10 protein-coding genes and 1 other RNA gene are annotated in these 11548 nt (G+C 64.0%); 9 read left to right on the top strand and 2 right to left on the bottom strand.

Annotated features, from left to right (window positions below; genetic code table 11):
• The first annotated feature begins 24 nt into the window (after nt 1–24).
• Genes Q0094_RS14285 through Q0094_RS14270 form a run of 4 tightly spaced genes read left to right on the top strand, consistent with a single transcriptional unit; the run spans nt 25 to nt 4719 of the window.
• The gene (locus tag Q0094_RS14285; RefSeq protein WP_297621077.1) at nt 25–861 is read left to right on the top strand and encodes a sulfotransferase; all 837 of its coding nucleotides are present in this window, start codon (nt 25–27) and stop codon (nt 859–861) included.
• A 51-nt stretch (nt 862–912) separates the two neighbouring features.
• Complete coding sequence (locus Q0094_RS14280; protein ID WP_297621075.1) at nt 913–3348, top strand: heavy metal translocating P-type ATPase; 2436 nt, start codon at nt 913–915, stop codon at nt 3346–3348.
• Nucleotides 3345–3743, top strand: coding sequence for a Cu(I)-responsive transcriptional regulator (gene cueR / locus Q0094_RS14275; RefSeq protein WP_297621072.1), 399 nt, complete (start codon nt 3345–3347; stop codon nt 3741–3743). Before Q0094_RS14280 ends, cueR begins: the two co-directional genes overlap by 4 nt.
• A 52-nt stretch (nt 3744–3795) precedes the next feature.
• On the top strand, nt 3796–4719 hold the full coding sequence (locus Q0094_RS14270) for a DMT family transporter (protein WP_297621070.1): 924 nt from the start codon (nt 3796–3798) through the stop codon (nt 4717–4719).
• 11 nt (nt 4720–4730) lie between these two features.
• On the opposite strand, the gene Q0094_RS14265 is transcribed toward Q0094_RS14270, so the two are convergent.
• Nucleotides 4731–5144, bottom strand: a complete 414-nt coding sequence (locus tag Q0094_RS14265; RefSeq protein ID WP_297621027.1) for a hypothetical protein — start codon at nt 5142–5144, stop codon at nt 4731–4733.
• 231 nt (nt 5145–5375) lie between these two features.
• Nucleotides 5376–6353, bottom strand: a complete 978-nt coding sequence (nudC, locus tag Q0094_RS14260) for an NAD(+) diphosphatase (RefSeq protein WP_297621024.1) — start codon at nt 6351–6353, stop codon at nt 5376–5378.
• A 153-nt stretch (nt 6354–6506) separates the two neighbouring features.
• Between nudC and Q0094_RS14255 the strand changes: the two genes are divergently transcribed.
• From Q0094_RS14255 to ffs, 5 genes are all read left to right on the top strand, one after another.
• Entirely contained in the window at nt 6507–8444 is a 1938-nt protein-coding gene (locus Q0094_RS14255; RefSeq protein WP_297621021.1) for a bifunctional 2',3'-cyclic-nucleotide 2'-phosphodiesterase/3'-nucleotidase, read from the top strand.
• Nucleotides 8445–8609: 165 nt separating this feature from the next.
• Complete coding sequence (locus Q0094_RS14250; RefSeq protein WP_297621018.1) at nt 8610–9623, top strand: ABC transporter substrate-binding protein; 1014 nt, start codon at nt 8610–8612, stop codon at nt 9621–9623.
• Between the two features lie 97 nt (nt 9624–9720).
• Complete coding sequence (locus tag Q0094_RS14245) at nt 9721–10515, top strand: ABC transporter ATP-binding protein (protein WP_297621016.1); 795 nt, start codon at nt 9721–9723, stop codon at nt 10513–10515.
• On the top strand, nt 10512–11279 hold the full coding sequence (locus Q0094_RS14240) for an ABC transporter permease (RefSeq protein ID WP_297621014.1): 768 nt from the start codon (nt 10512–10514) through the stop codon (nt 11277–11279). The genes Q0094_RS14245 and Q0094_RS14240 overlap by 4 nt, the downstream gene beginning before the upstream one ends.
• A 44-nt stretch (nt 11280–11323) precedes the next feature.
• Nucleotides 11324–11422: signal recognition particle sRNA small type (gene ffs, locus Q0094_RS14235), an RNA gene on the top strand.
• The last annotated feature ends 126 nt before the right edge of the window (nt 11423–11548 follow it).

Raw genomic sequence — 11548 nt, 5'->3', positions numbered from 1 at the left:
ATTGCAGGGCTTGGAGGCGGCTGAATGACGGCTGAGATTTTACTCGATTTGGCCGACGACAGGCCGCTGTTCATCGTTGCAGCCGTGCGTTCCGGCACCACGCTGACCCGCGATCTCTTGCGGCGCGTGCCGAATTTCATTTGCCCCGAGGAAACGCATTTCTTTCGTTGGGCCGAACCTTTCCGTACACCGCACAGCTATCATCCCCACCGGAACAATCTTTTGCTCAAGAAACATCGCAATATGGATGGTGTGGATGAGGCCAGTTTCGAGGCGATCCTTGCGATCAGTCGCACAAAGGCGGAATTGCAACGCCGCTATATCGCCGCTTTTGCCCGCGCCAAAGGGGTGACCGGGCCCTATCGCTGGTTCGACAAGACGCCGCAGAATATCTATGGCGCGCCGTTGATCGCCCAGCAGATGCCGCATGCGCGGTTTGTGTTTCTGGTCCGAAATCCGTTGAATGTTGTCGCCAGCATGAAACTCGGCCGGCAGGTCAAGATTTCGGACCTCTATGGTGCGTGCAACTACTGGCTCGAGGCCGCAGATATCTTCCTGACGCTCGAGGCTGCTTGCCCCGACCGCGTGCTGTGCGTGCGGTATGAAGACCTCGTGGCTGATGTCCCCGCGGTGATGGCGGCTGTTCTTGCACATGCGGGGATGGCGCCTGCCCCCGGGCTCTTCCGGAAAAACGACGCACATCCCGAGAAAGATCTTTGGCGCAGTGCCTTGACCCCGACCGATGCGCAGATCGTACGCGATCAATGCGCCGCACGATCTCATCGCTTTGGCTATGATCTGGATGCGGCGCTCATGCACATCGGTCTACCGCTTGCCACGACCGCCGCAATCACCCCTTGACCTTCCAGTTGCAGGAATCCCTATCTGTAGGGCTGAACCGGAGGGCTGGTCATGCCAAACGACACCCCACAGGTGATTTTGCGCTTCACGGTGGACAACCTGCATTGCGGCGGCTGCGCAGCCCGCGCCGAGGCGGCGATGGCGGCCGTGCCGGGTGTCGTGTCGGCCGAGGTCAATTTGGCCACGCGTCGGGCCGCGCTTGTCGCGGGCGACGGGTTCGATACCGCGGCCTTTGCCGCGCGGTTGTCGCAGGCGGGTTATCCCGTGCATCCGCTGGAGGCGGCGCGCTTGCGCGTTGCGGTCGCCAACATGACCTGCGGCAGTTGCGCCGCGCGCGCCGAAGCCGCGCTCAAGGTTCTGCCGGATGTGGTCGAGGCGCATGTCAACCTTGCGCTCAAGCGGGCCGATCTGCGGCTGGTTGCGGGGGCGGATTGGCCCGCCATCGAAACCGCGATGGCGCATGCGGGCTATCCCGTCACGCGCATCGATGATCCCGTGGCCGCCCCGCCACCGCCGCCCGCCGAAGAGGCCGCGCCGATGCGGCGTGCCTTTCTTGTGGCGCTGATCCTGTCCCTGCCGGTGGTGGTGCTGGAGATGGGCGGCCATCTGATCCCCGCCTTTCATCATTGGCAGATGGACGTGTTCGATCCCCTCGCCTTGGGCATGGTGAAGTTTTTGCTGACCACCGCCGTTCTGGCGGGGCCGGGGCGGGTGTTCTTTCGGCTTGGCATTCCCGCGCTCTTGCGCGGTGCGCCCGAGATGAACAGCCTTGTGGTTCTGGGCACCTCTGCCGCGTGGGGCTGGTCGAGCCTTGTGACATTTGCCCCTGCGCTGGTGGCGGATGGCGGGCAATATGTCTATTTCGAAGCGGCCGCGGTGATCGTGACGCTGATCTTGCTGGGCCGCTGGCTCGAGGCGGGCGCACGCGGCAGGGCGGGGGCCGCGATCCGCAGCCTGATGGCGCTTTCCCCCGAGACCGCGATCCGCGTGACGAACGGCACCGAAGCTGACGTGTCTTTGGCCGATCTGCGGCGCGGCGATCTGATCCGGCTGAAACCCGGCGGGCGCGTGGCGGTCGACGGGCTTGTCACCGAGGGTGAAAGCTGGATCGACGAGGCGATGCTGACCGGCGAACCCGTGCCGGTGGCCAAACATCCCGGCGACCCGGTGACGGGGGGAACCGTAAATGGCACCGGCACGCTGGTCTATCGCGCGACCGCCGTGGGCGCCGACACGGTGCTGGCCCGCATCGTCGCCATGGTCGAGGACGCACAGGCCACGCGCCTTCCGGTGCAATCGCTGATCAACCGCGTGACGGCGGTCTTTGTGCCGGTGGTCTTGCTGATCGCCGTGGGCGCGGCCGGGGCCTGGCTGATCTGGGGGCCTGATCCGGCCAAGGCGCTGGTGATCGGGGTGTCGGTTCTGATCATCGCGTGTCCCTGCGCGATGGGTCTGGCCACCCCCGTTTCCATCATGGCGGGAACCGGGCGCGCGGCGGAATTGGGTGTGCTGTTTCGCAAGGGTGACGCGCTGCAAGGTCTGGGCCGGGTCGATCTTGTCGCCTTTGACAAGACTGGCACCCTGACCGAGGGCAAACCGCGTGTCACCGCGATCAACCCAAGCCCCGATTGCGATGCCGATACGCTTGTCGCGCTTGCCGCCGGGGCCGAAAGCGCGTCGGAACACCCCCTTGCCCGCGCCATTCTGGCCGAGGCAAAGGCGCGCGGCATAGCCCCTGTGCCGGTCGACGGTTTCGTGGCCAAAACCGGTGCGGGCGTGGTGGCGCGCGCGCATGGCGAAACCTTGCGTCTGGGCAGCCGCACCTTTGTCGAAGCGGAAGGCGTTGGCGTGCCCCCCACCGATCCCGGCCCCGCAACCGAGGTGCATCTGGCGCGTGGCATGACCTATCTGGGGCATCTGTCGCTGTCTGATCCGATCAAGCCCGATGCCGCCCGCGCGGTCGCGGCGCTCAAGGCGCGCGGTGTCGCGGTTGCCATGATGTCGGGCGATGCCGAGGGCCCGGTCGCGGCCGTGGCGGCCAGTTTGGGCATCTACACGGCATTGGCCCGGCTGTCGCCCGCTGCCAAGCGCGAACAGGTCATCGCGTGGCGTGCCCAAGGGCGCCGCGTGGCCTTTGTGGGCGATGGCATCAATGATGCCGCCGTGCTGGCCGAGGCCGATGTGGGAATTGCGCTGGGCACCGGCACGGATGTGGCGATCGAAGCGGGCGATGTGGTCTTGATCTCGGGCGCGCCCATGGGCGTGGTGACCGCGATGCAGGTCAGCCGCCGCACGCTCAACAACATCGTGCAGAACCTTGTCTGGGCCTTTGGCTACAATGTTGCGCTGATCCCGGTGGCGGCGGGTCTACTGGCCGTGTTCGGCGGACCGCTTCTGAACCCCATGCTGGCGGCGGGCGCCATGGCGGCCAGTTCGGTTCTGGTCGTGCTGAACGCGCTGCGCTTGCGCCGGATGGAGGCCGCATGAACATCGGAGAGGTCGCAAAAGCCGCAGGCTTGCCCCCAAAGACGATCCGTTATTATGAGGATATCAGGCTGATCACCCCCCTGCGTGACGCCAATGGCTATCGCCGCTTTACCGAGGCGCATCTGCACAAGCTGGCTTTTTTGGCGCGTGCGCGGGGGCTTGGGTTTTCCATTGAACAGTGCCGGACCCTGATGGCGCTTTATGAGGACCGGGGGCGGGCCAGTGCCGATGTCAAGGCCGTGGCCGAGGCGCATCTGGCCGAAATAGACGCCAAGATGGCCGAACTGGCCGAGATGCGGCGCGTGCTGGCCGATCTGGTGCATGCCTGTGCGGGCGATCACCGTCCCGATTGCCCGATCCTGCGCGGTCTGGCGCAGCCCGCCGCGGCCGGTTGAACCCGGTCGCGCGCGCGCGTAGGCTGCATCCATATCCTTTGCGGATGCATCCATGTCTTCGTTGCGCGGCATCACCTTCAAGATCTTGTCGGTCTGCGTCTTTGTGGCGATGTCTGCGATCATCAAGGCGACCGCCGAATATGTGCCCCCCGGGCAGGCGGTGTTTTTCCGGTCGCTCTTCGCGATCCCGGTGATCGGGGTCTGGCTGGCATTGAGCGGCGATTTGCGCACCGGGCTCAAGACATCGGATCCGATGGGGCATTTCTGGCGCGGCCTTTTGGGCACGACATCCATGGGGCTGAGCTTTGCAGGTCTGGGCCTGTTGCCGCTGCCCGAGGTGACGGCCATCGGCTATGCCGCACCGATCATTGTGGTCATCTTTGCGGCGATGTTTCTGGGTGAACAGGTGCGCTTGTTCCGCTTGTCGATGGTGGTGCTGGGGTTGGCCGGGGTTCTGGTCGTGTTGAGCCCGCGCCTGCAGCTTGATCCCGCCACCATCTCGTCGCGTGAGAGCTTGGGGGCGGTGATCGTTCTGCTGTCTGCTGTTCTGGTCGCCTTGGCGCAGATCTTTGTGCGCAAACTGGTCAACACGGAAACCACATCGGCGATCGTCTTTTATTTTTCGGTGACAGCCGTGCTTTTGTCGCTGTTGACGCTGCCGTGGGGTTGGGTGGTCCCGCCCCTGCATGTGGTCGCGCTGTTGGTGCTGGCGGGTCTTTTGGGTGGTGTGGGTCAGATCTTGCTTACCACAAGCTATCGCAACACCGATGCCTCGCTGATCGCATCTTTTGAATACACCTCGATGCTGTTGGCCATCATCGTGGGCTACACCGTCTTTGGCGAGGTGCCCGGCGCGGCGACGCTTGCGGGCGGCGCCATGATCGTGATTGCGGGCATCCTGATCATCTTGCGCGAGCGCCATCTTGGGCTGGAACGCGCGCGCCAGCGCAAGGTCGGGCCCACAAACCTCCCGTGATGGCGGCTCAATCACCCCCCCTTGCGGTGCTGCCATTCCGTTTCGGCCGCGCTGCCCTGTCGCACAAGCATCTGTTCCAGGCGTTGCAGAACAAGGCCACGGGTCAATTTCAATGTCATCAGAAAGATCCGCGCTGTTTCTGTCTTGGCCGACAGGTTCAGCACCAAGGCAACCCGCGTGACCGTCTCGGACAGCGAAACCAGGCTTATCTCGTAGTGACAGACCATGCCGCCGATCTGGCTATCGATCGTGTAGGCCCTCGGCGCGACGAGCTGCGTGATCTTGGCCGCAAGCGGGTTGCTTTTGCCGCCAAGCGTGACCGCGCCACGCCATTCGACATCTTTGGTGGCCTCGGTCCAGTCGCCGACCCGTGCAAGGGTCGCACCTTGCCGTCGCATGTCGGTCTCGAAGCGGGCGAAATCCATGAAATGGGTCCAGACCAATGCTTGTGGTGCGTCCAAATCCCTTGAAACCTTGAACTTCATCGAACTACTCACACAGAAGCGCGCCATCGCGCCGGGTTACATGCCAGTGCCGCGATGATCCAACACGCGCGGCCACGCGCCCGTCGGTCGGAACGGGCGGCGTGCCATGTCTTGCACGCTCACGCCGCAAGGCCAAGCGCTGGAAATAGACGGACCTGTTGCCGATTGGCCCTAGTCGAGCCGATCGGCCAGCCAATGCTCCAGCAAGACATGCGCGATTGCGCCTTTGCGGGCGGGCCGGATTTCGGGGTGGGTGCCTGCAAAAACCGTCAAAAGCTCGGACCGCGTGACCCAGCGCGCGGCCTCCAGTTCGACGGGGTCGACGGTGATCTGATCGCTCAGCGCTTCGCCCTTGCATCCGATCATCAGAGAGGCGGGAAATGGCCATGGTTGGTCCGCGACATAGGCGACGGGCCCGACGCGGATTGCGGTTTCTTCGAATACCTCGCGCCGCACGGCCGCTTCGATTGTTTCGCCGGGTTCGACAAAGCCCGCCAGCAGGGAAAACATGCCCTCGGGCCAGCCGGGCGAGCGACCCAACAGAACCCGGTCGCCTTGCGTGATCAGCATGATGACAACGGGATCGGTGCGCGGGAAATGATGGGCGCCACAGCCCGGGCAATGGCGCTGCCATCCGGCCTCGGCCATGATGGATGCCACACCGCATTTCGCGCAAAAGCCGTGGCTCTGGTGCCAGTTGATCAAAGCGCGCGCGGTTGCGGCCAATTCCGCATCGCGCGCATCAAGCTGGTTCATCACCGCGCGCAATTCCCGAAAGGCGCTGCCTGCGGGTGCGGCTGGATGATGTTGGATGGTCGGATCGAGAAAGGCGCCGATCTGGGCGTCGTCCACCGGTTCGGTCGGGGTCCACGGGCTGATGTCTTGCGCAAAGACCGCGCTGCCCGCGATCTGGCCCAGAAAGATCGGCGGCTCGCGCGCGTCACCCAGCACCTTTGCCCCGCGTGCAAGTTGAACCAGATGGCACGGGCCTTGGGTTGGGTCGCCCGTCACCAAGGGCTTGCCGCGCCACAGCGCAATGATCCCCGCGCCGGCATCCAGCGCCGTTGCAAGTTCGGCCGCATTGCGCCGCAGCGCGGCTGCCCGATCCAGATCCGACCCGCCAAAGGTCACCTTATCCGCCACCCGCATTTCATCGCCTTTTCTGGATTGCTTCGCCAAGGGTATGGCCCGTTCGCCACATGATGCGCAATCCGGTCAGGAAAAGCATCCCATGACGTTTGACCCCGTTCACCCGGCCGCAGGGAATGGGCAAGGTGGCGTGGGACAATTTCGGACAAGGCGATGACCGTCACAGGGGCAGTGATCTCCGGCGCCGTCGGTCGGCCCGGACAGGATGTAAGCCTTCGCCTGCGCGTGCTGGCGACGACGGATCTGCACGCGCATTTGTTCTCATACAACTATTACGCCAACCGTCCCGATAATCGCGTGGGGCTTGCGCGGCTGGCGGCGTCGATTGTGCAGGCGCGGGCCGAATGCCCGAATATCTTGTTGTTCGACAATGGCGATACCTTTCAGGGGGCGCCGCTTGGCGATGCGGCGCTGTCCGATCTGATGCCCCGTGCTTTGGCCCATCCGATGGTCGCGGCGATGAACGGGTTGGGGTATGACGCGGCCACCTTGGGTAATCATGATTTCGACTATGGCATCGAGGCGCTGGAACGGGTGATCGCGGCCGCCCGTTACCCGATCGTTCTGGCCAATGTGTTTCGTGCCGGGGGGGCGGGGCCATTGGTTGCGCCGCATGTCATTCTTGAGCGCATGCTGATCGACAGCAGCGGCGCTTTGCGTGTGTTACGCATCGGCGTGACCGGTGCCGTGCCGCCCCAGACGATGCAATGGGGGCATGTCCATCTGGCCGGTCGGATTGAGATCGAGCCGATCCTGCCCGCCGTCTCGCGGGAGGTTGCGCGCATGCGCGCCGCTGGTGTGGATCTGGTCATTGTGCTGGCCCATACCGGGTTGGGCGTCGACGGCGCCGGACCCGCCGATGAGAATGTGGGCCGGGTTGTGGCCGCCATCAACGGGGTGGATGCCGTGATTGCAGGGCACACCCATGGCGTTTTCCCCACGCCCAGCCCCGTCGCGGCACCTTGTGACGGGGCCACCATCGTGCAGCCGGGTTTCTTTGGATCACATCTTGGGCAAATCGATCTTGATCTGCGCCCGCGTGGCTTGGGTGTCGGCACGGTGCCCCGGGCGCAAGATTGGTGCGTGTCGGAAAAACATGCAAGGCTGCGCGCCGCCGAGGATGCCGGGGCCGAAGACCGCCGCGCCCTTCGCAGGCGGCTGTATCATTTGCCGGCCTTTCGTGCCGAAATGGCCCGCGGGCATCGTCTGACGCGGGCCTATTCCGCGCGGCCGCTGGGGCGCAGCAATGTGCCGTTGGAAACCTTTTTCAGCCTGCTGGCGCCCTGTGCCGCGACACAGCTGATCGCGGATGTGCAGCGTGCGGCGGTGGCCCCGATCATCGCCGCGGATCCCGCCTTGGCAGGGTTGCCGCTCTTGTCGTGCACGACGCCATTCAAATCGGGCGGGCGCGGTGGGCCGGACGCCTTTACCGATGTTCCGGCCGGGGCGATCTTGTTGCGCCATGCCGCCGATCTTTATCCCTATTCCAACAATCTGGTGGTCGTGCGGGCAACCGGCGCACAGATCCGGGCATGGCTGGAGCGGTCGGTTTCGGCCTTTTGCCAGATCACGCCCGGTGGCGCGGAGGGGGCCGGGCCGCAACCGCTGCTCGATCCCGAATTCGCCAGCTACAACTTTGACCGCATGGATGGGCTGAGCTATCGGATCGACCTCAGCCAGCCCGCCCGCAGCAATGCCGAGGGCAACATCATCCGCCCCGGCCCCGGTCGCATTCGCGACCTGCGCCGGGCGTGTGGTGCGCCCGTCGCGGATGCCGACCCCTTTCTTGTGGTGACCAACAGCTATCGCGCGGGTGGTGGTGGTCACTTTCCCGCCGCGGCCGAAACCCAGACAGTCTATCTTTCGCCCCACCCGGTGCGTGATCTGATCGCCGCCCACATCGCCGCGATGCGCGGGGCGCTGTCGCCGGTTCCGACCCCCAGCTTTTCCTTTGTGCCGCTTGGTGGCGCATGGGTGCTTTACGAAACCGGCCCCGCGGCCGTGGCCCACCCGCAGCGTGCGGCTGCGCTGGGGCTTGTTGCAGATGGCATGAGTGACCGGGGCTTCGCGCGTTACCTGCTGCGCATTTAGGCGGCTGTTTTCGGATTGCTGAAAAAACTGGCATTGCCAAAGATCTTGGCGCAGGATCGGCTCAATTGGTCCTTGATCGTTGCAAGATCGTTGACCTCTCTCTTCGGTGTAAACGATCTGTCACAATCCGCGAAGACCGCGCTGCCCAATCAAAGGAGATATCGCTTGTTCAACCGTGCCATTCCCACATTCGCTGCCGCCCTGATTGCGGCGACCCCGCTTTTTGCTCAAGGGACGGATATGAATTTCGCCCTTGACTGGCGGTTCGAAGGCCCATCGGCCCCCTATTTCCTTGCCATCGACAATGGCCATTTCGCGGCCGAGGGTCTGAATGTGTCGGTCGCTGCCGGTGAGGGGTCGCTTGATGCGATCCCAAAGGTGGCCTCGGGCGCCTTTCCCATGGGCTTTGCCGATATCAACAGCCTGGTGCGCTTTCTTGATCAGAACCCCGGCGCGCCTGTGATTGCGGCCATGATGATCTACGACAACCCGCCCTTTGCGATCGTGGGTCGTGTCAGCCAGGGCATCTCGGGGATCGAGGACCTCGAAGGATCCAAGCTGGGCGCTCCGCCGCCCGATGGCGCATGGGCACAGTTCCCGATCCTGGCCGCCGTGAACAACATCGATGTCTCGACCATCACCATCGAGCCGGTCGGCTTCCCGACGCGCGAACCGATGCTTGCCGAAGGCAATGTCGATGCGGTGACCGGGTTCAATTTCTCGTCCTATCTGTCGCTGGCGCGCCTTGGCATTCCCGAGGATGACATCACCACGATCCTCTACTCCGATCATGGTGTGGCGCTTTATGGCAATGCGGTGATCGTCAACACCGATTTCGCCGCCGCCAATCCCGAGACGGTGACAGCCATGCTGCGCGCCATTGCGCGGGGCGTGTCGGATGCCGTTGCCGACCCCGCCGCAGGGGCCGCCGCCGTGATCGCGCGCAACCCTGCCGGTGATGTGGCGCTGGAAACCCGCCGCCTGCAACTGGCGCTCGATGCCAATATCGTCACGCCCTGGGTCCGCGCCAATGGTCTGGGCGATATCGACCCGGCCCGCATGGCCATCGCCATCGAACAGTTGCGCCTGACCTATCAGTTCCAGAACGAACCCGATGCCGCGCTCTATTTCACCAACGCCTATCTGCCCGAGATGGACGTGCGGATGGTCGCCCAGTAAGGCGTCCGCGCCCGCATGACAAATGGTCCCGGGGCCCCGACAGGGTGGCCCCGGGACATGCCTTTTCTCGAGGACAGCCATGACGACATCTTCCCACATGATCGAGTTGCGTGATGTCACGCATGCCTACCGCACCAAGGCAGGCCCGCTTCCGGTGCTGGACCGGCTGTCGATCCAGATCCCCGAGAACAGTTTTTGCGCGGTGGTTGGCCCCTCGGGCTGCGGCAAGTCCACGCTGACGCGGTTGGTGTCTGGGCTGATGCGCCCCGATCAGGGCGAGGTCTGGCTGCATTCCAAGCTGGTGACCAGCCCGCGCCCGACAGTTGGCATGGCCTTTCAGAACCCGGTTTTGCTGGAATGGCGCAGCATTCTGGAAAACGTGCTGCTGCCGATGGAGATCGTGAAATCCCCGATGTCCAAGGCCGAGGCGACCGAGCGCGCCCATCAACTGCTTGATCTGGTGGGGCTGACCGGCTTTGCCGACAAGCGCCCTTCGGAATTGTCGGGGGGCATGCGCCAGCGCGCCAGCCTGTGTCGGTCGATCATCCACAAGCCCGATGTGCTGATCCTTGACGAACCCTTTGGCGCGCTGGACGCCTTCACCCGCGAGGATTTGTGGTGCACCATGCACGATCTGCGCGAGGCCGAGCCCTTTACCTGTCTGTTGATCACCCATGATCTGCGCGAAAGCGTGTTTCTGGCCGATCAGGTCGTCGTCATGTCGGGGCGACCCGCCCATGCGCAACATGTGATGAATGTCGATCTGTCGGGCAAACGCACGCTTGAGGATCTGTATTCGAAAAACGCGGTCGATATGCTGGCCATCCTGCGCCACCAGATTCAGGTCGCCCAAGGGCGCACGGTCGACACACCGGCGGAGGCACGGGCATGAACGACACGCTGCGCAAAATCCTTGCCCCGACGCTGTTCATCGCGGGCATCCTTGCCTTTTGGGAATGGGCGGTCTGGTACAACAACCTGCCCGATTACCGCATGGCCAGCCCCTCGGACCTGATCCCGCGCTACATCCGGTTCTGGGATCTGTTCCTGATCAAGTCGTGGGAAACGCTGTGGCGCACGGTGGCGGGGCTTGGCCTTGCTGTCGTGTTCGGCACGCTGGTCGGCATGATCATGGGTTTTTCGCGCTTTGCGCGCGAGGGGCTTTACCCGATTCTCGTGGGCTTCAATGCCATCCCCAAGGCGACCGTGGTGCCGATCGTGGCGCTGATGTTTGTGGGCCAACATGATTTCAACACGATCCTGATCGCCTTCATGATCTCGTTCTTTCCCATCGCGGTGTCGGTCTCGATCGGGCTTTCCACGCTGGAGCCGGAATATCGCGATATCCTGCGCTCGCTCGGGGCGTCAAATGTCACGATCTTCTGGAAGATCGCCCTGCCCAAGACCCTGCCCGAATTCTTTGGCGCGCTGAAGGTGGCCGTGACGCTGGCCTTCATCGGGACCAATCTGATGGAAATCGTCAGCCCGCATGGGCGGGGCTTGGGCGATCTGTTCGATTCGGGGCGCATCAGCGCGGACTACCCGCTGATGTTCGCCGTTCTCTTTGCCTTGGCGGCCTTGGGGATCGTCTTGTTCTACTTTGTGGTGTTTCTGGAACGCATCTTTGCCGGTTGGGCCGAACGCAGCCCGAACTGAGGGGGTGGGCTTGCGCCATGGGGTGGTTTTGCCTATGTGACGCGTGAGAGGTTGGCGCGGGCAGGCGCCTCGCCAACCTGGTCAGGTCCGGAAGGAAGCAGCCACAACGAGCCCCGCTTGGGTCGATGTCCAGCCTCTCACCCAAGGGTATCGCGCCGCAGGCGCGATGCCCGCAGGCCCGGCAGGGTCGTTTCGAAGAAACGATCCCGAGAGGGCCAGACCCGACCAGATCACATGCGCCCCGCCGCAGGCGCGATGCCCGCAGGCCC

The sequence above is a fragment of the uncultured Roseicyclus sp. genome (genome assembly GCF_937892565.1).
GTDB lineage: Bacteria > Pseudomonadota > Alphaproteobacteria > Rhodobacterales > Rhodobacteraceae > Roseicyclus.
The sequence above is the reverse complement of the archived record's forward strand: the minus strand, read 5'-3'. Positions and strand labels throughout refer to the sequence as shown.

Bases quoted from the DNA above. Each gene is read 5' to 3' on its own strand.
- Q0094_RS14285 (WP_297621077.1), top strand. From the start codon at position 25: ATGACGGCTGAGATTTTACTCGATTTGGCCGACGACAGGCCGCTGTTC.
- Q0094_RS14240 (WP_297621014.1), top strand. From the start codon at position 10,512: ATGAACGACACGCTGCGCAAAATCCTTGCCCCGACGCTGTTCATCGCG.
- nudC (WP_297621024.1), bottom strand. From the start codon at position 6,353: ATGCGGGTGGCGGATAAGGTGACCTTTGGCGGGTCGGATCTGGATCGG.
- Q0094_RS14280 (WP_297621075.1), top strand. From the start codon at position 913: ATGCCAAACGACACCCCACAGGTGATTTTGCGCTTCACGGTGGACAAC.
- Q0094_RS14245 (WP_297621016.1), top strand. From the start codon at position 9,721: ATGATCGAGTTGCGTGATGTCACGCATGCCTACCGCACCAAGGCAGGC.
- Q0094_RS14265 (WP_297621027.1), bottom strand. From the start codon at position 5,144: ATGGATTTCGCCCGCTTCGAGACCGACATGCGACGGCAAGGTGCGACC.
- Q0094_RS14270 (WP_297621070.1), top strand. From the start codon at position 3,796: ATGTCTTCGTTGCGCGGCATCACCTTCAAGATCTTGTCGGTCTGCGTC.
- Q0094_RS14255 (WP_297621021.1), top strand. From the start codon at position 6,507: ATGACCGTCACAGGGGCAGTGATCTCCGGCGCCGTCGGTCGGCCCGGA.
- cueR (WP_297621072.1), top strand. From the start codon at position 3,345: ATGAACATCGGAGAGGTCGCAAAAGCCGCAGGCTTGCCCCCAAAGACG.